Origin of the sequence: Nonomuraea sp. KM90, from assembly GCF_052246675.1 — a bacterium.
Taxonomy (GTDB): domain Bacteria; phylum Actinomycetota; class Actinomycetes; order Streptosporangiales; family Streptosporangiaceae; genus Nonomuraea.
Genome location: NZ_JBQQCB010000078.1, coordinates 26,777 through 51,949, shown reverse-complemented (window position 1 = coordinate 51,949; position 25,173 = coordinate 26,777). Strand labels below are relative to the sequence as shown.

At 70.2% G+C, this 25,173-nt stretch carries 27 protein-coding genes; 15 read left to right on the top strand and 12 right to left on the bottom strand.

Features of this window, described 5'->3' with window-relative positions; translation table 11 throughout:
* From ACTWPW_RS44000 to ACTWPW_RS43975, 6 genes are all read right to left on the bottom strand, one after another.
* Nucleotides 1-1,381 (bottom strand): Clp protease N-terminal domain-containing protein (locus ACTWPW_RS44000; RefSeq protein WP_443172222.1); only part of this gene is annotated, 1,381 nt, incomplete at its 3' end.
* A gap of 367 nt (nucleotides 1,382-1,748) precedes the next feature.
* Nucleotides 1,749-3,224, bottom strand: a complete 1,476-nt coding sequence (locus ACTWPW_RS43995) for a glycoside hydrolase family 130 protein (protein ID WP_443172221.1) — start codon at nucleotides 3,222-3,224, stop codon at nucleotides 1,749-1,751.
* Nucleotides 3,221-4,225: a glycosyltransferase gene (locus tag ACTWPW_RS43990; RefSeq protein WP_443172220.1), complete on the bottom strand. Its 1,005-nt coding sequence runs from the start codon at nucleotides 4,223-4,225 to the stop codon at nucleotides 3,221-3,223. The genes ACTWPW_RS43995 and ACTWPW_RS43990 overlap by 4 nt, the downstream gene beginning before the upstream one ends.
* Nucleotides 4,222-5,361 carry a glycosyltransferase gene (locus tag ACTWPW_RS43985; RefSeq protein WP_443172219.1) on the bottom strand — a complete coding sequence of 380 codons (1,140 nt, stop codon included), beginning with the start codon at nucleotides 5,359-5,361 and terminating at the stop codon, nucleotides 4,222-4,224. Before ACTWPW_RS43985 ends, ACTWPW_RS43990 begins: the two co-directional genes overlap by 4 nt.
* Nucleotides 5,362-5,549: 188 nt before the next feature.
* Nucleotides 5,550-6,569 (bottom strand): glycosyltransferase family 4 protein, encoded by a 1,020-nt coding sequence (locus ACTWPW_RS43980; RefSeq protein ID WP_443172218.1) that lies wholly within the window; start codon nucleotides 6,567-6,569, stop codon nucleotides 5,550-5,552.
* A gap of 496 nt (nucleotides 6,570-7,065) precedes the next feature.
* Nucleotides 7,066-7,947 (bottom strand): universal stress protein, encoded by an 882-nt coding sequence (locus ACTWPW_RS43975; RefSeq protein ID WP_443172217.1) that lies wholly within the window; start codon nucleotides 7,945-7,947, stop codon nucleotides 7,066-7,068.
* 519 nt (nucleotides 7,948-8,466) lie between these two features.
* On the opposite strand from ACTWPW_RS43975, the gene ACTWPW_RS43970 reads away from it, so the two are divergent.
* From ACTWPW_RS43970 to ACTWPW_RS43935, 8 genes are all read left to right on the top strand, one after another.
* Nucleotides 8,467-8,724, top strand: coding sequence for a hypothetical protein (locus tag ACTWPW_RS43970; protein WP_443172216.1), 258 nt, complete (start codon nucleotides 8,467-8,469; stop codon nucleotides 8,722-8,724).
* A 306-nt stretch (nucleotides 8,725-9,030) separates the two neighbouring features.
* Nucleotides 9,031-9,342 (top strand): UBP-type zinc finger domain-containing protein, encoded by a 312-nt coding sequence (locus ACTWPW_RS43965; protein WP_375108115.1) that lies wholly within the window; start codon nucleotides 9,031-9,033, stop codon nucleotides 9,340-9,342.
* Between the two features lie 19 nt (nucleotides 9,343-9,361).
* Nucleotides 9,362-10,363 (top strand): acyl-CoA desaturase, encoded by a 1,002-nt coding sequence (locus tag ACTWPW_RS43960; RefSeq protein WP_443172215.1) that lies wholly within the window; start codon nucleotides 9,362-9,364, stop codon nucleotides 10,361-10,363.
* Between the two features lie 305 nt (nucleotides 10,364-10,668).
* Nucleotides 10,669-10,800: a hypothetical protein gene (locus tag ACTWPW_RS43955; RefSeq protein WP_375108113.1), complete on the top strand. Its 132-nt coding sequence runs from the start codon at nucleotides 10,669-10,671 to the stop codon at nucleotides 10,798-10,800.
* A 144-nt stretch (nucleotides 10,801-10,944) separates the two neighbouring features.
* Nucleotides 10,945-11,073 (top strand): hypothetical protein, encoded by a 129-nt coding sequence (locus ACTWPW_RS43950; RefSeq protein ID WP_375108112.1) that lies wholly within the window; start codon nucleotides 10,945-10,947, stop codon nucleotides 11,071-11,073.
* Between the two features lie 52 nt (nucleotides 11,074-11,125).
* On the top strand, nucleotides 11,126-11,425 hold the full coding sequence (locus ACTWPW_RS43945; RefSeq protein ID WP_375108111.1) for a hypothetical protein: 300 nt from the start codon (nucleotides 11,126-11,128) through the stop codon (nucleotides 11,423-11,425).
* Between the two features lie 61 nt (nucleotides 11,426-11,486).
* The gene (locus tag ACTWPW_RS43940) at nucleotides 11,487-12,104 is read left to right on the top strand and encodes a hypothetical protein (RefSeq protein ID WP_375108110.1); all 618 of its coding nucleotides are present in this window, start codon (nucleotides 11,487-11,489) and stop codon (nucleotides 12,102-12,104) included.
* Nucleotides 12,101-12,310, top strand: a complete 210-nt coding sequence (locus ACTWPW_RS43935; protein WP_375108109.1) for a hypothetical protein — start codon at nucleotides 12,101-12,103, stop codon at nucleotides 12,308-12,310. Before ACTWPW_RS43940 ends, ACTWPW_RS43935 begins: the two co-directional genes overlap by 4 nt.
* Before the next feature lie 50 nt (nucleotides 12,311-12,360).
* Here ACTWPW_RS43935 and ACTWPW_RS43930 read toward each other — a convergent pair whose 3' ends face one another.
* Nucleotides 12,361-13,212 (bottom strand): universal stress protein, encoded by an 852-nt coding sequence (locus ACTWPW_RS43930; protein ID WP_375108108.1) that lies wholly within the window; start codon nucleotides 13,210-13,212, stop codon nucleotides 12,361-12,363.
* A gap of 286 nt (nucleotides 13,213-13,498) precedes the next feature.
* Between ACTWPW_RS43930 and ACTWPW_RS43925 the strand changes: the two genes are divergently transcribed.
* The 3 genes from ACTWPW_RS43925 (at nucleotide 13,499) to ACTWPW_RS43915 (ending at nucleotide 15,544) form a co-directional block, all read left to right on the top strand.
* Nucleotides 13,499-14,077: a DUF5994 family protein gene (locus ACTWPW_RS43925; protein WP_443172214.1), complete on the top strand. Its 579-nt coding sequence runs from the start codon at nucleotides 13,499-13,501 to the stop codon at nucleotides 14,075-14,077.
* A gap of 151 nt (nucleotides 14,078-14,228) precedes the next feature.
* Nucleotides 14,229-15,008 carry a DUF4389 domain-containing protein gene (locus ACTWPW_RS43920; RefSeq protein ID WP_443172213.1) on the top strand — a complete coding sequence of 260 codons (780 nt, stop codon included), beginning with the start codon at nucleotides 14,229-14,231 and terminating at the stop codon, nucleotides 15,006-15,008.
* A gap of 266 nt (nucleotides 15,009-15,274) precedes the next feature.
* The gene (locus ACTWPW_RS43915) at nucleotides 15,275-15,544 is read left to right on the top strand and encodes a hypothetical protein (protein ID WP_375108105.1); all 270 of its coding nucleotides are present in this window, start codon (nucleotides 15,275-15,277) and stop codon (nucleotides 15,542-15,544) included.
* A 25-nt stretch (nucleotides 15,545-15,569) separates the two neighbouring features.
* On the opposite strand, the gene ACTWPW_RS43910 is transcribed toward ACTWPW_RS43915, so the two are convergent.
* Together ACTWPW_RS43910 and ACTWPW_RS43905 are read right to left on the bottom strand one after the other, a co-directional pair.
* The gene (locus ACTWPW_RS43910) at nucleotides 15,570-16,475 is read right to left on the bottom strand and encodes a YihY/virulence factor BrkB family protein (protein WP_443172212.1); all 906 of its coding nucleotides are present in this window, start codon (nucleotides 16,473-16,475) and stop codon (nucleotides 15,570-15,572) included.
* Nucleotides 16,476-16,773: 298 nt separating this feature from the next.
* Nucleotides 16,774-17,286, bottom strand: a complete 513-nt coding sequence (locus ACTWPW_RS43905) for a DUF5994 family protein (protein WP_443172211.1) — start codon at nucleotides 17,284-17,286, stop codon at nucleotides 16,774-16,776.
* A gap of 328 nt (nucleotides 17,287-17,614) precedes the next feature.
* Here ACTWPW_RS43905 and ACTWPW_RS43900 point away from each other — a divergent pair, with 328 nt between their 5' ends.
* Nucleotides 17,615-18,457 (top strand): alpha/beta hydrolase, encoded by an 843-nt coding sequence (locus ACTWPW_RS43900; RefSeq protein ID WP_375108102.1) that lies wholly within the window; start codon nucleotides 17,615-17,617, stop codon nucleotides 18,455-18,457.
* A 111-nt stretch (nucleotides 18,458-18,568) separates the two neighbouring features.
* Nucleotides 18,569-19,102 (top strand): hypothetical protein, encoded by a 534-nt coding sequence (locus tag ACTWPW_RS43895; RefSeq protein WP_443172210.1) that lies wholly within the window; start codon nucleotides 18,569-18,571, stop codon nucleotides 19,100-19,102.
* A gap of 51 nt (nucleotides 19,103-19,153) precedes the next feature.
* Here the strand turns inward: ACTWPW_RS43895 and ACTWPW_RS43890 are convergent, their stop codons facing one another.
* On the bottom strand, nucleotides 19,154-19,444 hold the full coding sequence (locus tag ACTWPW_RS43890) for an STAS domain-containing protein (protein WP_364137241.1): 291 nt from the start codon (nucleotides 19,442-19,444) through the stop codon (nucleotides 19,154-19,156).
* A gap of 374 nt (nucleotides 19,445-19,818) precedes the next feature.
* Nucleotides 19,819-20,370: a hypothetical protein gene (locus ACTWPW_RS43885; protein ID WP_375108100.1), complete on the bottom strand. Its 552-nt coding sequence runs from the start codon at nucleotides 20,368-20,370 to the stop codon at nucleotides 19,819-19,821.
* 301 nt (nucleotides 20,371-20,671) lie between these two features.
* Here ACTWPW_RS43885 and ACTWPW_RS43880 point away from each other — a divergent pair, with 301 nt between their 5' ends.
* Entirely contained in the window at nucleotides 20,672-21,154 is a 483-nt protein-coding gene (locus ACTWPW_RS43880; protein WP_443172209.1) for a hypothetical protein, read from the top strand.
* Between the two features lie 102 nt (nucleotides 21,155-21,256).
* Nucleotides 21,257-23,794 carry a DUF6185 family protein gene (locus ACTWPW_RS43875; protein ID WP_443172208.1) on the top strand — a complete coding sequence of 846 codons (2,538 nt, stop codon included), beginning with the start codon at nucleotides 21,257-21,259 and terminating at the stop codon, nucleotides 23,792-23,794.
* Between the two features lie 318 nt (nucleotides 23,795-24,112).
* On the opposite strand, the gene ACTWPW_RS43870 is transcribed toward ACTWPW_RS43875, so the two are convergent.
* Nucleotides 24,113-24,673, bottom strand: coding sequence for a cysteine hydrolase family protein (locus tag ACTWPW_RS43870; RefSeq protein ID WP_375108097.1), 561 nt, complete (start codon nucleotides 24,671-24,673; stop codon nucleotides 24,113-24,115).
* Nucleotides 24,674-25,173: the final 500 nt, after the last annotated feature.

The window sequence follows — 25,173 nt, the reverse complement described above, 5'->3', positions numbered from 1 at the left end:
GCTTGTGCAGCTCGTCCTCCATGCGGAGCAGGCGCTGCGACTCCTCCTCGGTCAGCTTGAAGACCGGGATGCCGGTGGCGGTCGCCAGGACCTCGGCGACCAGCTCCTCGGTGACGACGTCCTCGACGTGCGCGCCGTCCGAGGCGGTCATCCGGTGGATCCGCAGCCGCGCCCCCGCCTCGTCGATCAGGTCGATGGCCTTGTCGGGCAGGTAGCGGTCGCTGACGTAGCGGTCGGCCAGCTGCGCGGCGGCCACCAGCGCGTCGTCGGTGATCGTGACGGCGTGGTGCGCCTCGTAGTGCTTGCGCAGGCCCTTGAGCATCTCGATCGCGTGGCTGAGCGAGGGCTCGGCGACCAGGACCGGCTGGAAGCGGCGGGCGAGCGCGGCGTCCTTCTCGAAGTGTTTGCGGTATTCGTCCAGCGTGGTCGCGCCGATCGTCTGCAGCTCGCCGCGGGCCAGCATCGGCTTGAGGATGCTGGCGGCGTCGATCGCGCCCTCGGCGGCGCCCGCACCCACGAGCGTGTGCAGCTCGTCGATGAACAGGATGATGTCGCCGCGCGTGCGGATCTCCTTGAGCACCTTCTTCAGGCGCTCCTCGAAGTCACCGCGGTAGCGCGAGCCGGCGATCAGGGCGCCGAGGTCGAGCGTGTAGAGCTGCTTGTCCTTCAGCGTCTCGGGGACCTCGCCGCTGACGATCTTCTGTGACAGGCCCTCGACGACGGCGGTCTTGCCGACGCCGGGCTCGCCGATGAGAACCGGGTTGTTCTTGGTCCTCCGGGAGAGGACCTGCATGAGCCGCTCGATCTCCTTCTCGCGGCCGATGACCGGATCGAGCCTGCTGTCGCGGGCGGCCTGGGTCAGGTTGCGGCCGAACTGGTCGAGCATCGCGGAGGTCGGCCGGGGCGCCTCCTGGAAGGCCATGGGCGCGGCCGGCTGCTCGGTCGTGCCGCCGGAGAGCGACTGGAGGATCCAGTCCCGGACCCGCCCGGGATCGGCCTCGAGCTTGACCAGCACCTGGGTGGCCACGCCTTCGCCTTCGCGGATCAGCCCGAGCAGGATGTGCTCGGTGCCGATGTGGTCATGACCGAGCTGCAAAGCCTCGCGGACCGAGAGTTCGAGGACCTTCTTGGCACGCAGGGTGAACGGAATGTGCTCAGACTCGGCCGGCCGGCCCTGGCCGATGATCTCCTCGACCTGCCGGCGAACCCCCTCAAGGCTGACGCCGAGACTCCCCAGAGCCTTCGCGGCCAAACCCTCACCCTCATGGAGCAGACCGAGCAGGATGTGCTCGGTGCCGATGAAATTATGGTTGAGCGTCCGGGCCTCCTGCTGGGCCAGGACGACGGCATGCCTCGCTTGGTCGGTGAACTTCTCGAACATCTCAAGCCTCCTGGCCGAACGGGGTATGCCGGGTGAGCGCGGCCGTCTGTCAGCGGGGCACCGTGTCGGCGGGGCGCACGGCCTCGGCTTCGGGCCGTGCTCGATCAGCGGGTCTTCGGTGCCGGCCGTCGGCCATGATGCCCCCAGGTGGTTCCCACGCGTTCCACGGAACGGGCGGTGTGATCACCGCGCGACATCGTCCGGCGTACTGAGTCGGCGACTGCTGGCCTTGGCATGGGTCTGCGAGGGAGACCTCGTCGGGGCTCCGGCGGGTGTCCCGCCCAATTGCCAGCTTAGTACCCATTACGGTGATTGCTGCTGATTAAGCCACCGGCCGAACGAGGCACTCGCGTGCGGGGCGGCCTGCTCAGTGTGGTGGACGCATCGCCCCGACGAGAGTGGGGACCGGCACGCGGGCGAATCCGATGCGAGTGTCGCTCGCCCCGTAGGGCAGCCACACGGCGTCGTCATGGAGCAGGCCGCCGCAGGAGTAGACGACGTTGGGCACGTATCCGTCGCGCTCGGTGCCACCGGCGGTCAGGAGCGTGCCGGGGAGTTCGGCGATGACGCGATGCGGCTCGTCGGAGTCGAGCAGCAGGGCGCCCATGGCGTAGTCGCGCATGGGGCCGACGCCATGGATCAGGACGAGCCAGCCGAACCCGGTCTCGATGGGGGACCCGCAGTTGCCCACCTGGATCAGTTCCCAGCCGCGGCGAGGGGTGTGCAGCGGGACCGGCCGTTGCCATCTGTTGTGCCCGTCGAGGGTGGTCAGGCCGATGGTCTCGCCGTCGGAACGGCACAGCGCCAGCCGGCGTCCCCCGACCGGCCGCGGGAACAGGGCCATCCCCTTGTTGACGGCGGCCGGGCCGCGCATGGGGGTGACCGCGAAATGCCGGAGATCATCGCTTTCGATCAGGTGGGAACGGATGTGCCGCCCGTCGTACGCGGTGTAGGTCGCGCGATACGACGGCCGGCCGTCCTCGTCCACGACCCGTACGAACCGCGCGTCCTCCATGCCGTTGCTCTCGTCCGCGCTCCCCGGCCAGAGCACCCGCCGGTGAAGGGGAAGGTCGGCCGGGAAGGCCACGCCGTAGTCGGAGCGCGTCGCGCGGCGCATCTCCTCCACGGTTCGCTGGGTGGTGGTTCGGGTGAGCAGGTCGGCGGGCAACCGGCCGATCGCCTGCTCGAAGTCGTCGTCGTCGAAGCGTTCCGGCAGGGACTCCAGCATGGTCGCCGTCACCTCGTTGTCCCAGGCGTCGTCGGAGAGCCCCGCGGCGAGCAGGTCGCGCCGGTGGTGGGTCCGGTGCCGGCGTCCGACGGACAGGACCCCGGAGCGGTCGGCGAGGGCCAGGTCGGAGCCCGGACCGAGCACCGCCGCGGTGAAGCCGATGGAGGACAGGTGTCCCTCGCCGATCTGCCGCAGGCTGATCGCCACGCGCAGCTGTCCGGGGCCCAGACCGGACTGGTCGGGATGGGGGACCATCGAGGGGTTGCACACCGCCGCGGCCTCCACGGCGTACTCGTGGCTGAAGTAGGCGCCCACGAGGAGGCGGGCCGGCAGGGACAGGTCCGCCTCGCGCGGGATGCGATGGCGGACCAGGTCGTGGTGATGGGCGAAGACCGCTTCGAGGTCGTGGTGCCGGCCGCCGAATCGCCGCAGGGTCTCCTGGAGCATCCCGGTCGTCTGGTCGTCGTCGAGGAGCATGATGCGGTCGATCAGCGCAGCGGCTCGTGTCCGGGTGAGCGCGGCGTCCTCGCCGGGCACGAAGAGCTTGATGATCACTCTTCGCGGGTCGGGAGCGAGCGTCGGGCCGAGCCGCGTGGCCAGATCTCCGCCGGTCATGGGCGCCGCTCGGCGTACTGCATGGTGGAGATCAGCGCGAGGGTCGACTCCGCGCCCTGGTTGAGGTTCGGGCCGTGCTCGGTCAGACCGTCGTAGCCTCCGCCGGTCGCCGGGTCCCACATCAGGGCACCGGCGTCGTTGGCGCCCTGGAACCACGCCACCGCCTGCCGTACCTTCTCCCGCCAAGCCTGGTCACCCGTCGCGCGGGCGGCGGTGGCGCAGGCGTCGGCGAGTGCGGCCACCTCGATCGGCTGCTGGTCGAAGCGGGATCGCGGCGCGTCCGGGCGCCAGCCGGTGGCGGGAACCACCGCGAGCCGGCCGTCCGTCGTCTGGATCTCCCACAGCCAGGCGAGCATGTGCAGGCCGGAGGCGAGCAGCTGCCGGTCGTCGCTCAGCTCTCCGGCGGCGATGGCCACCTCGGCGAGAGCGGCGTTGGCGTAGGTCAGGTGCGGTTGCGGCCACGGCCAGGAGGGGTTCTCCGAGGGAGCGCCGATCGCCGCCGCGGCGTCCGTCAGCAGGCCGGCGGCCACGGTGCTGTCAGGACTGGCACGCAGGACCTCGGCCGCGCCGAGCCCGGCGAAGACCATGGCGCGCGGATGCGGGGAGCGCTGTTCGGCGCCGAGGGCGAAGGCGAGCAGCGCCTCCTCCCGGATCCACGGAGCCGGGCTGCGGGCCGCCGCGGTGCCCAAGCCCCACATCGCCCGTCCCCACCAGTCGCCGACGCCCGGCCGGTCGCTCCAGCGCCGGTCGAAGGAGAGCCGGTTGCGGAACGCGCCGGTACGGTCCTGAGCGTGGGTGAGGAAGGCGAGGTAGGACTCCGCAAGCCGGGTCAGCCGGTGGGCGGGGTGCGGCTCGCGGCTGACGACGACGAGCCCGCGGGCGACGTCGTCGGTGCAGTAACCGTGATCGCGGCGGACGAGAGCGCCCCGGGCGTGCTCGAACAGCCCGGTGTCGTCGCTCAGCCGGAGCAGGTGCTGGTAGCCGGGGGTGAGGGCGCTCATGGCTGCATCGCGACCGCCGGGGCGGGCCGCCCGGCGACGAGCGCGCGGACGAGGCCGTCGTACCGGGCCGCGACCGCGGGCCACAACAGGGTCGGGATCAGGCCGCGGGTACGCCCGGTGAGTTTGCCGGCCAGCCCGGGTTCGGTGAGGACCCGGCGTACGGCGGAGGCGAGCTCCGTGGGGTCCCCGTGCGGAACGAGCAGTCCAGGACCGCTGGAGAGCAGCTCCACGGCGTGCGGGAACGAGGTGGCGACGACCGGCACGCCCGCGGCCACGGCCTCGATGAGGACACCGGAGGTGACCTGCTCCGCGGAGTCATAGGGCAGGACGACGACGTCTGCCGAGCGGACCAGCCGGCTCAGCGAGTCCTGGTCCCGGTAGACAGGGTCGTGCCGGACGGCCGTGGACACCCCGAGCCGGGCGGCGAGCTCGTACAGCCCGTCACGATAGGCCTCGCCCTGGTGCTCCAGCACCTTGGGGTGGGTCTTTCCGGCGATCGTGTAGATCGGTGGCGGGTCGAGGCCTCCCAGGAGGGCCAGCGCGCGCAACGCCCACTCGATGCCCTTGCCGGGGCCGAGCAGTCCCCAGGTGAGCAGGTGCGGACGGGAGCGGCGCTGGGCCGGGACCCGCATGTGGTCGGCGGCCCCGTGCGGAATGACGAACACCTTGCCGGTGTCCACCCGGTAGCCGGCCGTCAGCCGGTCACGAGCGGTGCCGGTCATGGTCACGATCGCGTCGGCGGCGGCGGCGATCTCCTCGAGCAGGGCCTTCTGCCGGGGAGTGGGCCTGGCCAGGACGGTGTGCAGGACCACGATGCTCGGCACGGTGAGGCACCGGAGCAGCGGCAGGACGTCCTGGCCGTCGCGACCGGGGTAGATGCCGTACTCGTGCTGCACGATGGCCACATCGAAGCTCTCCAGAGCGGTGGCCGCGGCTCTCCAGCCGCCGAGTCCGCCGGGGGTCCAGGTGTGCACGACCCCGGGCTGCGGGCGTTCGTCGTCGCCTTCCGCGGTGACACGGACGATGCCGCCGAACAAGCCGCCCCCGGTGAGATGGGCGGCCAGCGCGGAGTTGAAGGTCGCGAGACCGCACTGGGTGGGCGGATGGGTGCTGAGAAAGCCGTATGTGAAGGCCAACTGCCATGCCTTTCGGTCGGCCGCACCAGAAGGGATGCCGATGCGGCTCTTTCGGTGAAGACGGCTACCCCGTCAGGATGTGCGGTGGAACCCGGAGCCTTCACCGGGGGCCCGTCCTCATGCGGGGGCCCGGCTGTCGCGACCCTCGGCCGATGGCGTGGTCTACGTCCACCTGACAGTATCAGCCGCTAACTTCGTCCTAATTTTTCGCGATAGATGCGCAAGTAACTGGCCACCATCTGATCTGCACTGAACCTGCGTTCGGCCCGCGCGCGGCAGCCCGCGCGATCGATCGTCGAGATGCGCGCCAGCGCGGTGACCGCCTCGTCGAGGCCGTCCACCAGGAAACCCGTCACTCCGTGGTCCACGACTTCGGCCATGGATCCGCGCCGGTAGGCGATGACGGGTGTGCCGCAGGCCATCGACTCGACCACCGACAGGCCGAAGGGCTCGTCGAACGCGATGGGATGCAGCAGGGCGGCCCCGCCGCCGAGGATCTCGCCCCGCCGTCCAGGTCCCACCGATCCGAGGTACCTGACCTGCTCTCCGTCGATCTTCGGAGCGACCTCCTTCTCGAAGTACCGCTCGTCCTGGACGATCCCGCAGATGGTCAGCGGCATGCCGGCCCGCCGGGCGATCTCGATGGCCGTGTGTGTGCCCTTGTCGGGATGAATGCGGCCGAACGCGATCAGCCGCCGGCCGCCCACCGGGTCGAAGGGGAAGGCGTCGAGATCGATGCCGTGGTGCACCGTGGCGACGTAGTCCAGCTCCGGGGCCCGGTCCGCGTCCGAGATGGACACGTAGGCGGACCCGGCACGGGCGTAGGCCGGCAGGATTCCCCTTCCGGAGAATCCGTGAACGGTGGTGAGCAACGGGGCCCGGCAATGCTCGGCGAAGGCCAGGGGCAGCCAGTCGAGATGGTTGTGCACGAGGTCGAACTCGCCCGAACGGCTCAACGCGTGCGCGACATGCATCGCCTCCCACACCCGCCCGTCGAGCGATGGATCGTCGGCGTACCCGCGCGGGCACACTCCGTCCAGCGATGCGGAAGTGACGGAGTCCAGCGTGGCGAACAGCGTCACATCGATCCCGGCGGCGGTGAGCCCCTCGGCGAGCAGGCTCGTGACCTGCTCCCATGGGCCGTAGTGGTGCGGAGGCGTACGCCAGGCGACCGGTCCCAGCAGCGCCACCCTCATCTGCCGCGACATGGGCACCCTCACTCCTTCCGACGCTCGTCCGTCCCGAGCCAACGCCACGGGGGGCCGGACGGAAACAGCCGATTTCGCAAGGCGCCATCACCACAACTGATCACCAGAGGTCCGGCCGCTCCCGGGGACGAGATCGGTGGTGGCGGACCGGCTTGGCATGATGGGGAAATTTGAGGGCAAAGGTGGCGGAGGCCAATGGGCTGCCCCGTCCCCCGGTGGTCCTTCATCTGCGATCGCGTACCGATCGCGTGGAGTGCATGAAGGTTGCTGATGCACGGTAGGCGCAAGTCCGTCGTTTCTGTCCGCCCCTCACCCATCCTCGATCCGCCGCTCGCCCAGGGCGCCGTCGGCGGCATTCCGGGCCCCGATCCGATCCCGCCCGCGGCGATGCGGGACAGGCCGCAGGCGATGCGGCCGATCCGGGTCGTCGCGCCGTCGCCGGTCGGCCCGCGGCTGGTATGCGGCGACGTACCGGTTTGACCCGTGACCGTGGTCGTCAGTCCGGTGGCGGGGTCACGGCCACCGGGCAGTGAACCTCGGACAGGGCAGCCTGCGTGACGGCCCCCAGCAGGGTGCGTTTTCCGGAGCCGAGCCCGCTGCGCCCCAGTACGAGCAACGTCGCGCCCCTGGCGGCTTCGACGATCGCGCGCGGGGGCCGCTCGGCCACGAATTCGGTGGTCACCGGCACGTCCGGGTACTGAGCGGTCAGCGCCGACACCACCTGCTGGAAGCGGGTCTCCGCTCCGGCCCGCACCGCCGCGGCGTCCACGAAGGGGAGCCGGTCAGGCCCGGGCAGGGCGCCGGGATCCCACCAAGCGCAGACGGCCGTCACCGTGCCGCCACGCAAGGTTGCCTCGCGCAGGGCGAAGCCGAAGGCCTCCTGACTCGCGGGGGAGCCGTCGACGCCGACAACGATCCGGGCGCCGTACTGGTCCGCCGGCTCGGCCGCGGGGCGGACGACCACCACCGGCCGGGCACTGTGCGCGGGCACCTGCACGGCCGCCGACCCCACCCTCAGGTCCTCGAATCCGCCCACCCCCCGGGAGCCCAGCACCACGAGTTCGGCCTCGTGCGCGGCCTCCAGCAACACCGCCGAGACCGGGCCCTTGGTCAGGAGCGGCCGGACCTTGATGCCGGTCCGATATTCGCGTACGTGGTCGGCCCCGTTCTGCACCACGGTGGTGGCGACGTGCTCGACCTGCGCCAGTATCTCCTCGCTGATGGGGCGCAAGGGGTATGGCCACTGCCACGCGTGGCAGACCAGTACCGGACAGTCCCTTAGCTGCGCCTCCTCGGCCGCCCATCGCAACGCCTGCTCGCTTCCCGGTGATTCGTCGTAGCCCACCAGGATGGACCGCCCGCCATCACGATCTCTCACTCTGCCTCCCGAAAGGGACCAAATTCGTCTGCTTCGGAGGTCAACTTCCCTCCATCGCCGACTGGAGTCCCGTAGCCGACAAGAGTTTGGACTTTCGCGAAAACGCCTTTCGGGTGTGGTCGGCCACCGCGGTCGCCGGGATGTGGCGGACCCGCGGATCGCCCTCGATCCGCGGGCCCGCGAGCTCGACGAGCGGCGTGATGTGCGGGAGCCGGTCGGAATTCGTTCTGGTGTGAGATCGTCGCGGTGGTCATGCTGTCTCCTGCGGTCGGGTGGTAGGGGACGACGCGGCCAGGGGGAGGCGGCCATGAACACGATCGCTGTGGCCGTCGTGAGCAGAGCAGTCGGGTGCCGTGATGTGATCGTCCAAGAGGGTCGACCAGACGGAAGGCGGCAATCTGTGTCCTGCTTATCACCAGGTGTGAACACCCCGTGGACGCCGGCATGGCGACCGGGCCGGTTCGACGGCTGCCCCTCATGGCGTGTGTCGTGGGATCGAGGACGGCAAGGTGAACGACGTTGAATGCCCGACCTTCGCGGCCGCCGGACCCGAACGCCGACATGGTTCAGGCACTGGCCGAGGTCTTGAAGGAGATTGGCGTCGCCGCGCGCACGCTCGCCTTTCGGCGCGCGGTGAGCATGGCGTGCCGCGATGACCGGCAGCGGCTCGCCGCCTGCCTGGATGCGATGACGCCCGGTCAGCTCGCCGAGGTGGCCGCCGCCGCCCGCTTGCTCAGCACCGAGGCCGAGCAGGCGCTCGCCAGAAGGGAGGGATGACGGGCTGCGGCCGTCTCAGAAGATGGCCCGGACCCGGTGCGAAAGCGGCGCGGACGCGGCGTTCCCGAATGCCCGGCTCTACGCGCCTCGAACGGCATGCCATGCGGACGGTCAAAGACCGACTCGGCTTCCGTGGCGCGTTCGGCGTCGAATTCCACGGCATATCGGGAACGTGCTGCAGGCTCGCTATCGCGGTAGCTGATGAGCTTAGCTGGGATTGCGTGTTTCCGTCCGCTCGCGGGTCACCTTGACTGGTCGGTGACCAGACGGCGCAGCTTGCGTCGCTGTCACCGTGAGGGGGTCGTCATGACCCTGGACATACAAGGAACAGACGCCACCGACCGCTCGGGCCTGAACGGTCAGGCCCCACGCTGCGATCACGTCGACCAGTTCTCGGCTGTGGTGTACGGACTGCCCGAATGCAAGCAATGCCTGGCCCTCGGACAGACCTGGATGCGGCTACTGGTGTGCCTGACCTGCGGGTGGGTGGCCTGTTCCGACGATTCGCGCGGCGGCCACGCCCGCGCCCACTACCAGGAGACCGACCACCCGGTGGTCGCCACCCTGGGACCGAGGTCGACCTGGCGCTGGTGCTACGTGCACCGCCGGACCGTGTAGACGAGACGAAAGAAGCCATGTGACCATTTCCGAGCAGGCGGCGGAACGCCGCCAGTACTACGACGGCACGTCGCCCTTCCCCGGGGCGGAAGAGCACGTTCCTGCCGGCAGGGCCCAGGTGGGGCTGACGGCCGCGATCGTGGTCCTGCCGTTCATCGCGCTCGGCGTCGCGATCTTCCTGGCATGGGGGCAGGGAGTCACGTTCACCGACCTCTTGCTGGCGGCGATCCTGTACGTGGTGACCGGTCTGGGGGTGACGGTCGGGTTCCATCGGCTGCTCACCCATGCCTCCTTCACCGCGCGGCCGTGGTTGCGCGTGACGCTGGCGGTCGCCGGGTCGATGGGCTTCCAGGGGAACGTGATCGACTGGGTGGCCGTGCACCGCCGCCATCACGCGTTCACCGACCGGCCGGGCGATCCGCACTCCCCCTACCGGTACGGCACCGGCCTGCGCGGGCAGCTTCGGGGGCTTGCCCACGCCCATCTGGGCTGGTTGTTCACCGACGACCGGACCCCGGCCGACCGGTACGCCCCGGATCTGCTGGCGGAGCCGGCCATGCGACGCGTCGCCCGGGCCTTCCCCGCGTTGTGCGCGCTGTCGCTGGCGCTGCCGTTCCTGGCCGGATGGGCGTTCTCCGGCACCCTGTACGGCGGCCTGACCGCCTTCCTGTGGGCCGGGCTGATCCGCATCGCGCTGCTCCAGCACGTCACCTGGAGCGTCAACTCGCTCTGCCACGTCATCGGCGACAGGCCCTTCAAGACCCGGCGCCACGACCGCTCGACCAACGTGTGGCCGCTGGCCCTGCTGTCCTTCGGCGAGAGCTGGCACAACGGCCACCACAGCGAGCCCAGCTGCGCCCGGCACGGTGTGGATCGCGGCCAGGTCGACCCGTCCGCCGCCATGATCCGCCTGTTCGAGCGGGCCGGCTGGGTGAGCGACGTGCACTGGCCCGACCACGAGCGCACCCAGCGCCGCCGCGCCGGCCCGCCACCACCCGCCCGCGCCCCGGCAGGAGACTGATCGATGCAGCCTGCGGCTTCGCCGCCTTCATGGCCGCCCACCGGTGTCGCGTTGTCGTGGTGATCGGCCGGGCGAGGCCACCGCCCCAGTCCTGTGCCGCGTCCCGCGTACGAGAATGCTCATCGATTCCAGTGATAACCGCGACCGTGATTGCTCGTTTCCGCATCGTCGGCCGGGAAGCACACTGGGGCTCTACGCCGCGTATCCGCGGCGAATCCGCAGGCTCATGGCTCATGGACGTGTACGGATCAACGAGATCCACGCCCGGGCCGGATGACCGAGCTGCGCGGTGAAAGGAAAGCGCGATGAGCTTGCGATGGGAGATCGACAACAAGGTACAGGCCCTCAAGGGCTGGGTCAGGCGGCGCTTCGGCCGCGCGACCGGTAACCAGCGTCGCCAGGTCGCGAGCAAGGACGTTCCCACTCCGCCACGGTAGCGAGCCTGGCAGCCGCTCTGCCGGCAGATCCAGCGGCTGGAACGAGCACTCGGCGTGAGCCTGCCGGACCGCGGCCCCCTGCTTCGACCGGTCCGGAAGACCGATCCCGTGCAGCCATCGATGCACCGCCAGAGGAGTACGGCCATGGACATCATCGCCTGGAACATCCTCGGACCGGTCGCCGGTGCCGTGGCCGGAATGCCGGCAGTCGTGCCGCCCGGCCACCACCTGATCACCGGCAGACGCTCGAATCGCCGGGCAGGCCGCCGATGAGCCCGCCGAGCGCCCTGCGAAGCTCGCGCCCCGGCTGTGGCGGAAAGCTCGCGTGATGGTCATCGCCGGAGCCATCGCGGTCATCGCCTTCGGCGCCATCCTCACCTTCGCGCCGGACGACGGGTCGGTGGGCGGATTCGCACTGCGTGGCGCGGGGATCGTCCTGATGCTCGGCGGTGCTCTCGGATTGTTGCTGGCCTTGCTCCGCACCGGGTCACGCTGGAGCCAGTCGACCGCCCGCAGCCGGCAGGATGCCATCGACCACCGGCCACGCCCGAATCGGAAAGAGCCGGTAGGCCACGCCGCCAGGCGAGCTCGCGGCCACGGACCTCCCGGTAGTCGCCCGCCCTGACCAGCCGGGAGAGACGGTTGACCGGATCCTCATGCAACTCGTGGAGACAGACATGCCCTCGATGACCACAATCGTCGCGGTCGCTGTGGTGGCGATCCTGGTCGCGGCCATCGGTTTCGTCATGGTGCAGCAGCGCTGGGAACGCATTCTCCGGCACGTCACCCGCCGAAACCAGGCCGTGCCGAACGAAGCAGACGACCGCAGCGGGGCCGAGCAGGATCCACGAGCCCGGCCAGGGCGAATCGCCACCCTCGACATCAAGCCGCTCACCTCCGAGTCACGGCAGGCCTGCATCGAACGCTGGACAACGATCCAGAAGCAGTTCGCCATCGCGCCGGGCCCGGCAATGAGCGCGGCTCACCGGCTGGTCACGGCCACCATGACCGAACGGGGATATCCCACCGAGGACCTCGTCAACCGGGAACCGGAATGGCCGGTGGTGCACGGCCGGACGCTGCACCGCTACCGGCAGGCCCACGAGATCAGCGCCCGCGCCGCCCAAGGCAGTGTCTCCACCGAGGACCTGCGACAGGCCATGGTGCACTACCACGTCCTGTTCCAGGACCTTCTCGACGACACCGGCGAACACCACCCTCAGCTCGCCGAGGGCACCCGCTACGACCAGCCGACGCTCCAGGGAGACCCCCGGACCGTCTCGCGAAAAGGTGACACGACATGAACCTGCACAACGACGACGAACACGAACACCACCACGAAACCGCTGACCTGCCGCCGCTCCCGCTCGTGCCCGTGCCGAGGCCCGGCAACGAAGGCAAGAGCAGGCTGCCGCCGCCATCTGACAAGCTCGTGTTCGGCCCGGTAGCCCGGTCCGACGTATCGCCGGCGCCGCCCGAGCCGCTGGTCAGCAGCGATCCTGCCGGCTGACCTGCTCTGCCGGCCGCCGGCCGGGGCTCAGGTCTCCGGCCAGGGCGCCGTCATGGCCGTACCACCACGACGGAGCTGCGCGCGTGGTGCAGGACGCCGAGGGTGACGGATCCGAGCATCACGGTGCCGATCGCTCCTCGGCCCTGGGAGCCCACGACGACCAGATCCGCCTTCTCGGAGGCGCGGGCGAGGGCGTCGACCGGGTGGGCGCGCCGGACGTCCTCGATCACCTGGACCTGCGGATATCGCTGCCGCCATCCCAGGAGGATGCCGGCAGCGGTCCGACACTGGGCGGCGTGGATCTCGTCCAGGTCATGGGCGCTTTCGGGGATGTGGGCGTGGGGCGGCGGTTGCCACGCGTACACGGCGCGCAGCCTGCTCGCGCGGAGCATCGCCTGCTCGAAAGCGTACGCGAGGGCCGGTTCACCGGCGTGATAGTCGTCCAGCCCGATGACGACCTCCCCATGGGCGACGTCGGGAGCCGCGCGGACGACGACCACGGGACCGTGCGCGTGCCCGGCCACGTGGGTGCTCACCGAGCCCAGCACGGCTCCGGGGAAGCCACCAAGGCCTCTGGCGCCGATCACGATCTCGGCGGAGTTGCCGGCTTGACCACGCAGCACCGCGGCGGCGGCACCCTCATGGAGCTCGCCGGCGACGTCGAGGCCGGGCTGTCGCTTGCGCGCGACCTCCTCTGCCTCGCTCAGAACGCTCTGCGCGCTGAGCGCGATGGCATCACCTTGGTCCGGGGTGGAGAACTTGGCGATCTCGTACGGCGAGCGGTCCACGACGTGCACGATGCGGAGCCGGGTGGCCGCGCGTGCGGCGGCGTCGGCCGCCCATTCGACGGCCGCGGTCGCGGCTTCCGACCCGTCGGCTCCCACGACAATGACACGATTCATGGCTCCTCCATATTTGGACCGGCTATTTGCTCATCGCTCGAAACGGCAATATGCAGGGCTCCGAGCTGTCCCAAGGATGCTCTCCGGACCGGGAGCAGGAAACAAGTAATCGCCGACCTTGTTATCACCACGATCGATAACCGTGCTGATTTCACCGATAACGACTTGATTTCGTTCCTTTTTCTCGCGAAAAGAGGTACAATGAAAATACCGAGGACATTTCGTGCGTTGGCATTCAGTTGGCGTCGCCCGCGGCGATAGACCACTTCCGGCCCATGATTCGGGCTTGACAGGCCAGGCAGCGATGATGACAACAACAACATTCCGCACACCGTCGAACCCCATTACCGCTGCCGTCCCCCCGGCTCATTCCGCGCTCAGGCTCAGCCTGAACGCCCTCCTTGACCGGAGAGGCACCGTCGACGGGGCGTGGTGGCCCCGCAGCCGCGACACCGCCGGCGAGCTGCCCGCCCTCATCTCGGCCGTCGACGAGCGGCTTGGCAGGGCCGTTCTGCGTGTGGGCCTGTATCGGGACGCATGGGACAACATCCCGGCCCGCATCCCGGCCCGCGGCCGCCAGGTCAGGGTGGGCTGGTTCCTCAGCGCCGACCCACACCTGATCACCCTGAGCGTCGCGGGGACCGCGCCCATCACCTTGCTGGTCATTCCCCCCGGCACCGCGAACGTCCAGGCCATGGCCGCGCTCACGCTCGCCGCCGCAGGCACGGTCGGTGTCCGTCCCGCTGACATCCTCCAGCCCGGTGCCGCGGACGAGGGCACACCCGGCCGCGACGGCTCGGCCTCCTGGGAGAACGAGGGTGGCCGCCTCACCGATCTCGAGCCCGCGCGACCCGCCGTAACCTGAGCCTGCGCCGCGGCGCCGTTCCCGGCGTTCACCGACTTCCGACGAAGACGGACACTACCCGGTCCCTCGGCGCGACCAGGGACGCCCGTAGCCGGGCGCTCATGTGCGACCCCCGCCTTCCTCCGGCTCTCTGACAAGAGAGGAACCGACCATGAGCTCGACAACCCCGTTCGCCACGCGAGCCCCCACACCCGCGGTCCGGCCGTACCCGATCCGGGTGCACGCCCAGCAGGACGTTTCTCTGTCCCGCTGGTTATGGCTGGTGAAATGGCTGCTGATCGTTCCGCACGTGCTGATTCTGATCCCGCTGTGGATCGCCTTCTGCCTGCTCACCCTGATCGCGCTGGTCGCGATCGTGATCACCGGCCGGTTTCCGCGGCCGATCTTCGACTTCAACGTCGGTGTTCTCCGCTGGAGCTGGCGAGCGGGCTATTACGCCTACAACGTGCTCGGCACCGACCGCTACCCGCCGTTCGCGCTGCGGGAGATCCCCGGATACCCGGCCGGACTGCGCGTCGAGTACCCGGCGCGGCTGCACCGCGGTCTCGTTCTGGTGAAGTGGCTCCTGGCCGTCCCGCACCTCCTGGTCGTCGGGATCCTGTTCAGCGGCAGCGCGTGGTTGAGCCGGCAGGCCGGCGGCGAGATATGGAGCTGGGGCGGCGGCGGTCTGGTCGCACTGCTCGTCCTGATCGCCGGGGTCGCACTCGCCGTCACCGGCCGGTACCCCCGGCCACTGTTCGATCTCATCCTCGGTCTGAACCGCTGGGGGCTGCGGGTCGCCGGCTACGCGGCCCTGATGACCGACCGGTACCCGCCCTTCCGTCTCGATCTCGGCGGAGCCGACCCAGGAGCCGACCCAGGAGCCGACCCCGGCGGCACAGCCGTCCCGAGCCGGGAGCCCGCCGCTCACTCCGGTCTGGACACCGCGTAGGAGATCACGGGGGAGTGCCCGCTACGTGGGCACTCCCCCCGACCTCACGCGGTGGTCCCCAGCGACCCGACTGGCGCCGACCTACGACGTCGCGCCCCGGCATCACCCTGCACGATGCCGGGGCCTCCCTCCCAAGAAGCTGTCTCCAATGAAGGGGCGGACACCGCCTTGGCGGCGGTCCTGGCAGTGGCTCATCAAAGAGCGCAGCATCGCCGAGTACGCCGGATGGCTCGCGAAGAGAGTGATCATGGGTCACGATGGCCAGTATGAGCAACGACGACGATGACGCGCGCGCCGAGCTGGAGGAATGGAGCGAGTTCATCGGCCGGATCCGTTACGACGGGCCACGTCCCGGTGACGCCGGCGACGAGCGGGTGGCCGACGAGGCGGTGTCCAACGAGTTCTCCAGCTGGGGGCGACTCGACGGCTCCGCCGAGATGAACAACCTGATCTGCCGCGCCTTGGAGATCGGCTACCTGCGGGCGTTGCAGGACGTGCGCGAGCAGCGCATCGCCGGGCTGGGCCCCACCGTCTGACCTCGGTATGGACGGCGCGGCCCGCCTACGCGGGTCCCGATCGGTCTGGCCGCGTGGCCAGGTCGGTGACGTCCCCGGTGGCGCTGGTGGCCGCCAGCGCGGTGGCGAACAGGATGAGCTGGTTGAGCACCTTGAGGAAGAGCAGCATCGCCACCGCCCCGGCGACGACCTGGTAGGCGGGGTTGGCGGCGGTGAGGTTGAGCAGGGCCTGGCCGAGCGTCTTGAGGATCTCCAGGCCGATCGTGATGACGAGCGCCGGCGCGATCAACCGCCGTAGCGGCAGGTGCAGCCGTGGTGGCGCGGTCAGCAGCGCCATGGCCAGCAAGGTGTTGACGGCCAGTCCCAGTACGAACGCCGTCACCGACAGCACCCCCCGGGCCGGGGTGGCGTCCACACCCACGGTGCTCACGGCGAGCCAGGTCAGCACCCACTCGGCGGCGAAGGCGACGGTGAGCGACAGGGAGAGCAGCACCCCGAGCCCGGCCACGATGCCCAGGTCGATGACCTGGCGCAGGAAGAAGTTGCCCGGATACTCCTCGAGCCGCCAGATCGCCCTGGTCGCCGAGCGCAGCGTGTCCATCCAGAACAGGCCCGTCAGCGGCAGCACCACGCAGGCCACCAGCCCGGCCGTGCCTCCGGCGTTGCGTAACGCCTGCACGTCCAGGCGCGGGAAGGTGTCGCTCAGGTAGCGCTGCATCTCGGTCAGCGCCGGCGGATAGTCCAGGATGCGGCTGAGGATGGCGAATCCCAGCAGGGCCAGGGCGAAAGTGGCGAAGAAGGCGTAGTAGGTGAGCGCGGCCGACAGCCGGCCGGCGTCGGCCTTGTCGTAGCGGATCAGCGCGCGGACCGTGTGATCGAGCCAGCCGTGCCGGCTCCTCGCACGCTCCCAGCCTGCCGCCATCCGGCCGGCCCAGCGGCGCGCGGCGTTCATGGCCGCACCCGGTACGTCGGCGGGATCCGGCCGTGATCGCGCGCCGGGGTCGTGTCACAGAAAATGGCTCACCGCGCCGTAGTGAGGAGCTGACAGGGGGAATGCCCCCTACCCCTTGGCGCTGATTTCATCTCTCCAACCTGCCCTGACCGAGCGAGGCGGTGTCGATGACGGTCATGGGCGTCTCCTCGTTGGAGAAACTGGAACGGATGGGAAGCCTGCCGGCCGGAGATCGGCCCGCCGCCATTACCGGCGGTGCCCTGAGCCGCTCAATCCGGCCGGCAGGCGGTATGTGGGGTCACACGGGTGCTGACCGTTCGCCGGTCGAGGTGGCCGTCCGGCCCTCGTTCACCCTGTCGAGGATGCCGTCGAGCGCCAGGCCGGCGATGTCCTGGGCGGAGAGCCGGAGCGTCGCCTCGGCGGCCCCGGCTGGCGTGCCCGGCGGGATGACCAGCAAGACGACCGGATCGCCCGAGGCGAAGCTGAGAGTGATCACGCGCGGGTCGGTGTAGCGGAACCAGCCGATGCGGACCTGCCGCCCGCGGGCCGGAACGCGGGGCGGGATGTTCTGCCACGCATCCCCATGGACGCCGATGCGGAGCGTGACCCGATCGAGCAGCCGGTCGGCGGCGGCGATGAGGCCGGGCAGTTCGGCCGCCGCGTCGGAGGAGTGGGGCCACCAGGCTCCGTCCACCACGGACCGGTGGTTCGGCAGCGGGTGGAGGGTGAGCCGTGCCGCGGAATCAACCTGCGGGACAGACGACGAGGGGGAGCCGAGCGGTGCCGGTTGAGGAAGAAGCGTCGACGTCATGCTCGCCTGACCTGTCCGGGCCCGTCGAAGGGCCGGTGGTGGTTCGCCGCGGGCGACGCCGACCTGAGTGCCAACGCTCGAAGAGTCCTCGGTTTCCTTATCGTACCCCGTGACGGGGTGATGTCGGTCTCCTCCGGTTATCAGCTGAGGAGATGAGCCTCGCGTGTATTGCCCGTTTCCTCGGGCCGCGTACTGCTGTCCGCTGGAGGCGACGACACGGATCTCGGAGGCACTCGTGGCAGCCAACCCCCATCCCCTGAAGGTGGCCGGCACCCGGCGACCTCCACGGCTGCCGGCAGCCTGACCAATGACCTTGCAGGAGAGCCCCATGACCGACAACACAGAGACCAAGCCCCCCATCGTCCTCATCCATGGGTTGTGGCTGACCCCGCGCGCCTGGGAACACTGGATCGAGCGCTACACCGGGCTCGGCCACCAGGTGTCCGCCCCGGCCTGGCCCGGCATGGAGATCGAGGTCGAAGCCCTGCGCAAGAACCCGGAGGTCATGAACGGCCTGGGCGTCACCGAAGTGGCCGACTTCTACGAGAAGATCGTCCGCGAGCAGACCCGGCCGCCCATCATCGTCGGCCACTCCTTCGGCGGCCTGATCACGCAGATCCTGCTGGACCGCGGCCTCGGCGTCGCCGGCGTCGCGATCCACCCCGCCCCGATCCAGGGCGTGTGGCGGCTGCCGATCAGCAGCCTGCGTTCGGCCTTCCCGGTCCTGTCCAACCCCGGCAACCGCTCCAGGACCGTGGCGCTGAGCGCCAAACGGTTCCATTACGCGTTCACCAACACGCTGACCGCGCAGGAGTCGGAGGCGATCTACCAGCGTTACCACGTGCCCGCCCCCGGCCGGCCGCTGTTCCAGGCCGCCACCGCCAACCTGCGACGGCACCCCGCCACCAGGGTGAACGTGCACAACGACACCCGCGCCCCGCTGCTCCTGATCGCCGGCGGCGCCGACCACACCGTCCCCGTCACGCTCGTACGGGAGACCTACCAGCGCTATCGCAAGTCCCGTGCGGTCACCGACTACCAGGAGTTCGCCCGCATGCCGCACTTCTCCCTCGGCGCCCCCCAATGGGAGCGAGTAGCCGATCACGTCGTCTATTGGGCCGAGCGGCACATCGCGAGATCCGCCAGGAAGAGCGGCGGAGACACGCGGTAGGCGGCGCCGTCACGCGCTCATGGGAGAGATCGCTAGGGTGTGGCATGCGTTTCGCCAGACGTGAACGCTCCGCTCCGCCCTCCGACGGTCGCCCACGGGAAATGAGTGCTGATGCTGACAGGGTTCTTACGCGACCAGTGCTTCACGACGGCGTGGTTCGGACTGATGGCCTTCGTGTGGTTCGGCTGGGCTCAGGAGGACCCGGATCGCCGCTGGAGGATCTGGCTGGGCGCGGGGTCGGTGCTGGGCGTCGGGTTCGCGGTGGCTTTCGGGGTGCTGACCGCCGCGAACTGGGACCAGCCGAGCGCGCTGGAGGGGAAGTACGCCTGGTTCGGCGTCCTGGTCGCGGCAGAGGTCGTCGCCGCGGGAGCCGGGTGCCTCGTGCTGGCCAGGCGCGGGGCGTCCCGGTGGATGGCGTGGTGGGTCGCGCTGGTCGTGGCGGCGCATTTCCTGCCCCTGGCGCTGTTGCTGGAGGACCTCGGTGTGGCGGTCGTCGGTGTCGTGCAACTGGTCGCGCTCGGTGCGGCGGCACGAAGCCTGCGCGGCGCCACCACGCCGACCAGCCGATCGGCCGGGCCGATCATGGGCGCGACCTTGCTGCTGAGCGCGGCGATCAGTGCCGTGCTCGCCGCGCCAGGACTGTGAGGACTTTCGCGGGTGGGCGACCGGCTCCGGCCCGGCGGCGAACCGCGAAGGTCACAGCAGGACGCGATCCAGCCCGGTCAGCCGCAGCAGCCGGGCCATGAGCACCGGCACCGCCACCAGCCGCAACCGCCCTCCCGCCCGTACGGCCATGAGCCGGCTCACCACCAGGGCCGACAGCCCTTGCGCGTCGATGAACGACACCCCGGCCACATCCAGCACCACATCGGCCCGCCGCTCCCGCAGCGCCCGGCGCACCGCCGTGCACAGCGCCGGCTTGCCGACGATGTCCAGTTCCCCGGACACCACCAGCGTGCCCGGTCGCCGGCCGTCCTCAATCGTCACGCCACCCACCGCGCCGCTCCGCCCTCTCCGTGAGGGGACCGGACGAGACGCCCCCTCCGGCGTCCCGCCCGCACGTCGATGGCCTGCGGATCCGCCTCCGTCACCGGCCCCTTGGTCTCCCCACCAGCGGGCTCGGCTGTTTGCTCGAGGTGCGTGTCGCAAGGTCTGGGCGGCACGGGCAGCTGCGCACGCAACACGCGCTGCCACACGACCGAAGATTGCTCATAGTTATCGATCGCATACAAAGAGAAGTGTAGTGTCGCTGCGGCCATCGCAAGGCGCAATTCCGTCAATCCACTACTGATGGCGGGTGACGAACGCGCCGGGTGAGATCAAGAGGGGGACGGGGTTCGGTCAGCGGTGACGGTGCGCCGTCATGCCGGGACCGCCAAGCTCGGCCGGCCCTGGAGCGGCCGGCCGGATACCGGCCCGGTCAGAGGTTCGCTCCACAGCCGCCGCAGGTTGTCGATGGCGGAGATGTCCGGCAGGTCCTTGGGCCGGCGAGCGGATGCCTTCCACGCGAGGACGTCGCCCAGCCGCATGAACGGGATCCCGTCGATCAGATCGGCGGTCTCGATGAGGCGGTGCGTCGACCATCCGGGCGTCCAGCGGTCGACGAACTCGATGGCGAACGCCGGGTGGTTGATCACCTGCCCGTGGCCGGACGGGGCCGCCCTGGGCGTGACCCCGAGGGCGAGCGCGATGCCCCACGCGGCGCCGCGGGCCAGCACGTCCAGGTCGCCCATGCAGGTCCGCAGATTGCGTACGTACAGGACGGCGGAACCGCACACCACGTAGTCGCCGTACGGGAGGTTCAGCCGGGCGAGTTCGGTGAAGAGGCCTGCCGGGTCCGTCACCAGCGTGCGCGGCTGCGCCACGGCGGCTGGATGCCGCGGCGGCGCGTCGGCGCGAAGCCGGTACATCATGTGTTCGTCCTTCGGGCTGGGGGATGTGAGGGTGCCGCGCCGGCCGGGGCCGCCATGACGGTGGCGATCAGCGCGAGGAGGAGGAGTACGGCCGCCCAGATGCGTCTGGCTGCTGCGGATCGCGGGTGCCCCCCGGCCTTCGGCGAGCACGGAATCCGGCCTTCCCCACCATCGCCCCTGGCCTTCGATCGTTCTGCGCACATCTACCCGCTGGCCTGGTGCTCCTGCGCACAGCGCGGCGGCTCCGGATGTGATGTGCTTTGACGCCAAGAGAGGGAGGATTCGGGGGAGTTGCCCGCCGGTGAGCTTCGTTCGCCGCAAGGAGGAGACCGTGGTCGCCGCGCCGCCCCCGTACGCTTTGTCGCTGCTCACGATGACCGCGGTGGGCGCCGTGCTGCTCGCCGGCCGCGGCAGCCCCGTGCTGTGCGGGCCGTGCCCTGGAAACAGGGTGCGACTCATCGCGGACCAGGCGATCCTGGCGGCGGGGCGGACCTACGAGCTGTGCGACGGACGGGGGCCATGCCAGGAAGGCGCCTGGGTGGTGCCCACCGGCACCGGCGCGCCCTCTGCTGCGGTCCCAGCCTTCGGCGTCTCACTGCCGGGAAAGCTCCAGGACTATTCACGCGTGACAGTCAAAGCCGTCGTACGTGACCAGTCCGGGCGGGAGATCGGGGAGGGGCAGGCGACGTTTCCCGAATATCAGCCCATTGAGCACCCAGAGACCTGTCAGTGCCAGGACGCTTCCGTCGAGCTGCGGGTGAGGGCGACGGTCGGCCGCTCCTGACCTTTGCGGCTTCGCTCACTGCGAACCGTGATCGTCCCGCGGCTCGCACCGTGGTGAGGGCGGGAGCCATGGTGACCGCCGGGATACGATTCCGAATCATTCGTGATCGACGGGTCCGCGCCGCACCTCTTCGCCGTCAGCATGTGCCTCATGCTGCGCCGCCTGCGTACGGGTCCGTTCCCGGCACGGACCCGCCTCGCCGCCCGTCCCACCCGGATCCGGAGATCGGACCGGCGCCCGTGGAAACCGGGGGAGAAGGCCCTCCTGGCGTCCCTCCTGCTCTCCGCGCTCGCCCTGACCGGGGCGGTGATGGCGATCGTCGACACCGGCGTGAACCACCCGGCCACGGCCGCCGGCTGCCGCGCGGACGTCCTGGCGGACGCGAGGATGACGGCCAGGCTGACGGTCGTGGCCGACCACGTGGACATCCCGTCGATCCGCAGCCGGTTCACCGTCTCGATACCGGTGAGCTGGCCGTGGACCGGCGACCTGCTCGCCCATCCCGAATCGGCCGGATACCGGCACGCCATGCGCTGCCTGTTCGGCCCCGCTGGCGAATCCGGCAGCGAGTGGGAGGAGCGGCGGCACCTTCCCACGGTGGAGATCGGCGACTCGACCGTGACGGTCGCGGACGAGGTGGAGACCTCCGCCAACAACGCCGGCACGGCCACCGCGGTCGGCCCCTGGCGTACGGACCTCACACCCGCGGTGTGGAGCCTCACTCTCGCCGCCCCCAAGGCGCTGGACCGGGCGACCTGGGAGCGGATCGACGTACACCTGCCTGCCGGTTGGACCTCCGACCCGGGACTCACCCCGGACACGGCCCGGGCCGGCGTCCTGACCTGGACGGACAAGACGGCGTTACGGGAGCAGCCGGTCCTCACCCTGACGCCTGACCTCCAGGCCCGCGCGGTGGTGGCCATGGCGGAGGTCCCGGGCAGCACGTGGGCCTTCGCCATGGAACACCTGTCCTATGCCGCCGTGCTGGCCTGGGCCCTGGTGGCGGTCCGGCGGGCGCGCGCGGAGGAGCCCTGGCGGGCCGAGCACCCGCGACGGTCGGCCGGCTCCGACAGCCGGCGGTACCTGGCGGCCACCTCCCGCCGGGCGTACCGCATCCTCCTGCTGCAGGTCGTGGTGTCGCTCGCCGTCGTCGCCGACATGGTCCTCTACGACGCGCTGGACACCGGGGGGATCCTCGACACGGAGCCTTGGAGGCAGCTGTACATCCTGCTCGACGTGCTCTTCTGGACGTCCATGATCGTTGTGGTGGCCAGGATCGGCGCGTTCCGCATCCCCCTGTGGGGAATCGTGCTGATGGTCCTCGGTCCCTTTGTCGCCGACGAGTCCGGAATCCTGCTGAACGCCTACATCGTCACCCTGACCGTCGTCATGACCGTGCTCCAGCTCCTCCACGTGATGCGCGATCGCCCCTTGGACGAACAGGTGGGGCGGGTCCGCCGCTGGGTGGTGCTCGGCGGGCTCGCGATCGCGACCGCGGCGATCGCGGTCTTCGTCAACCATCACGCACAGCGTGTTCCGTACTCGAACTGGCTCCACGACAAGGTGCAGCCCTTCGACGAGCTCGTGACCGGCGTCACCTGGTACAGCTGGGACCTGGCGCTGACACTCACCGACCTGCTCGCCGCTGTCACCATCCTCGCCGTGATCGCGCAACTGCACGCCAGAACCGCGGTGCACGGCCCGCTCGCGGCCGGGCGCGACCTCGCGCTGGTCATCTGGGTCTTCGCGGCGGCCACGTTCGACTGGACCGACAGTCTGCTGGGGACCTCGTTGCCCCTGTCCGTGGTCGCGGCCGGGCTCGTGCTCTGGCTCGCGCTGGCCTGCAGCCGGTCATGGGCGCCGCTGAACCGGCCGGCGGTCCGCGCCGCCGTGGAACGGCTGCCCGGCTCGGCGGTACAGAAGCACGCCGCGCTGCTCGACGAGGCCCGCAGGCGTTACCGTTCCTCCCGCGCGGAGCAGGATGAGCGGGACGAGCCCGCGACGGACGACATCGACTACGTACGCCTGGCCTTCGCGTACGGGCCCCACCTCGACCCCTGGCGGACGGCCCGTTTCGCCGCCGCCATCACGGGCGCGCTGGGCTGCGTTCCCGCGATCTGGTTCCTGTACGCCGAGCTCAGCACGCCGTACTGGAGCGTCGCCGGCGGGCAGCCCCTCGGCGGGCTGCGCGTGCCCGCGCTGATCCTCCACGAGATTCTCTTCTGGTCCGTTCCCGGCCTGCTGCTCGGCCTGCTGTGGCGGCATCTGCCCGGCCGGGCCGGCGCGATCAAGGTCCTGCCGATCGCCGTGAGCTATGTCGTCGCCGCGCTCGGGCACCAGCTGGTGTCGCGGCTGATCGGCCAGGACCCCGCCGTCTGGACGGTGCAACGCTCGCTGCTCGTCTGGGGTGTGCTGTCCATGGCCGCCATCGCGATCGACGTCAAGACCGTGCGCCGGCTCGAACGCCGGCCCACGACCACCAGGAACGATCTCGCCGCCCTCTACGGGTTCGTCGGCTGGCCGGCGCGCCTGAGCGGGGTGCTGCCGCAGGTGGTCGCGGTCGCGCTGATGGTCTACGTCGTCCTCCAGCCGGACGCCGGCCTGGTGCAGAGCGATCCTCTCCAGGTCCTCAAACGCTGAGGCGGGGTCACGGCCATCGTCGCCCGCACCCGCGGCCTGGCCAGGGGCTGCGGCAGTCCGGCCGGCTGGACGGTCGGTCCCGTCATCGCCGCGGTGTCGGCTGCCTGAGCACCTCGGTGAGGGCCGAGATGCTGTGATCGCCGTGGCCCGCCTCAGCCGCCGCCTCACCAGGTCGTGGAGCGGGGCGAGCCAGGCCGTGTCGACGCTCGTCTCCTTGGCCAGGTCCTCGTCGTGGGGTGCAGTACGGAGGAAGCGGCGTCGGTGTAGTCGCCGCTGTAGTACAGCAGGGTGTCCGGCGCTCCCACGGCCGAGGGCCGGTCACAGGCGGGCGGTCCACTCGTGGCCGGTGAGGACGTCAGCACCCCTGGCCGGGAAGACGCGGTTGATCAGGAAGTCGTGCACGTCCGGTTCCGCGTCGGCGCAGGCGTCGCTGAGCACCGTCACGTGGTAGTCGCGGTCGGAGGCGTCGTAGAGGGTAGCGGCGATCATCGCGCCGGTCGCGACACCGGTCAGCACGATCGAGTCGATGTGCTGGGCGCGCAGGAGCCGATCGAGGTCGGTCGCCGCGAAGGCGCTGGCGCGGCGCTTGAGGACGACGGCCTCGCCCGGCAGCGGCGCGATGCGCGGGTGCACGAGCGTCTCGGGGGATTCTTCGTGAAACAGCGTCCCCGCCCCGTGCAGGCCGCTGATCAACCGGTTTCCCGCGGCCACATCGAGGCCTGAGGCCCGGAGCCCGAAACGGATGAAGATCACCGGGATTCCGGAGGCTCGGGCCGCGGGGAGCACCTTTTCCACGACGGGGAGCACGCCGGCAGCGAAGGGATAGTTGTCCACGATGCCCGCCTGCAGGTCTCCGACGATGAGCGCGGTGGTGGTCATACGGTTTCCTTGTCTGTACGGGCGCGCCGCCGGCCATCCTCACGGCCGTATCCCTGGCGCTGTTGCCGTCGATCTTGTACGGATCCAGTACGACGATAGTGGGACACACCGGTGCTCATGAACTACCGTGGACAGCGGGTGAGCCGGGAAGCCTGGTCGGCATCGGCAACGATGCCCGGAGGCCGGATGAATCCCGAAGTGGGAATTGCCGTCGCGCTCGCCCTGGCTGTGCTTGCCTTGCCGGCCACTGGGATTCCTGCGAAGAAGGTCCCGCATTCTCTCCCGCCGGGCAGAGCTGGAGCGGGTACTCGCCGCCGTGGAGGAGGACATCACCAGCTTCGGCGAGGAGCTCGATCAGCTGGACTTCTCGCCCGGGGAACCCGAAGCCGACGAGGACATGAGAGCGGACATGATCAAGGCTCTCGACAGCTACGAGACCGCGAAGAGAACGGTCGCGCGGGTGGTGCGCCTGGAGGACGTGAGCGCCGTGACCGAATGCC

What these genes read in the sequence shown, in the direction of transcription:
- ACTWPW_RS43905 (WP_443172211.1), bottom strand. Translation starts at nt 17,286, where the DNA reads ATGACGTCGACGCTTCTTCCTCAACCGGCACCGCTCGGCTCCCCCTCG.
- ACTWPW_RS43965 (WP_375108115.1), top strand. Translation starts at nt 9,031, where the DNA reads ATGACCCTGGACATACAAGGAACAGACGCCACCGACCGCTCGGGCCTG.
- ACTWPW_RS43895 (WP_443172210.1), top strand. Translation starts at nt 18,569, where the DNA reads ATGCTGACAGGGTTCTTACGCGACCAGTGCTTCACGACGGCGTGGTTC.
- ACTWPW_RS43935 (WP_375108109.1), top strand. Translation starts at nt 12,101, where the DNA reads ATGAACCTGCACAACGACGACGAACACGAACACCACCACGAAACCGCT.
- ACTWPW_RS43955 (WP_375108113.1), top strand. Translation starts at nt 10,669, where the DNA reads ATGAGCTTGCGATGGGAGATCGACAACAAGGTACAGGCCCTCAAGGGC.
- ACTWPW_RS43870 (WP_375108097.1), bottom strand. Translation starts at nt 24,673, where the DNA reads ATGACCACCACCGCGCTCATCGTCGGAGACCTGCAGGCGGGCATCGTG.
- ACTWPW_RS43900 (WP_375108102.1), top strand. Translation starts at nt 17,615, where the DNA reads ATGACCGACAACACAGAGACCAAGCCCCCCATCGTCCTCATCCATGGG.
- ACTWPW_RS43990 (WP_443172220.1), bottom strand. Translation starts at nt 4,225, where the DNA reads ATGAGCGCCCTCACCCCCGGCTACCAGCACCTGCTCCGGCTGAGCGAC.
- ACTWPW_RS43995 (WP_443172221.1), bottom strand. Translation starts at nt 3,224, where the DNA reads ATGACCGGCGGAGATCTGGCCACGCGGCTCGGCCCGACGCTCGCTCCC.
- ACTWPW_RS43920 (WP_443172213.1), top strand. Translation starts at nt 14,229, where the DNA reads ATGAGCTCGACAACCCCGTTCGCCACGCGAGCCCCCACACCCGCGGTC.
- ACTWPW_RS43915 (WP_375108105.1), top strand. Translation starts at nt 15,275, where the DNA reads ATGAGCAACGACGACGATGACGCGCGCGCCGAGCTGGAGGAATGGAGC.
- ACTWPW_RS43950 (WP_375108112.1), top strand. Translation starts at nt 10,945, where the DNA reads ATGGACATCATCGCCTGGAACATCCTCGGACCGGTCGCCGGTGCCGTG.
- ACTWPW_RS43980 (WP_443172218.1), bottom strand. Translation starts at nt 6,569, where the DNA reads ATGTCGCGGCAGATGAGGGTGGCGCTGCTGGGACCGGTCGCCTGGCGT.
- ACTWPW_RS43940 (WP_375108110.1), top strand. Translation starts at nt 11,487, where the DNA reads ATGACCACAATCGTCGCGGTCGCTGTGGTGGCGATCCTGGTCGCGGCC.
- ACTWPW_RS43910 (WP_443172212.1), bottom strand. Translation starts at nt 16,475, where the DNA reads ATGAACGCCGCGCGCCGCTGGGCCGGCCGGATGGCGGCAGGCTGGGAG.
- ACTWPW_RS43930 (WP_375108108.1), bottom strand. Translation starts at nt 13,212, where the DNA reads ATGAATCGTGTCATTGTCGTGGGAGCCGACGGGTCGGAAGCCGCGACC.
- ACTWPW_RS43885 (WP_375108100.1), bottom strand. Translation starts at nt 20,370, where the DNA reads ATGATGTACCGGCTTCGCGCCGACGCGCCGCCGCGGCATCCAGCCGCC.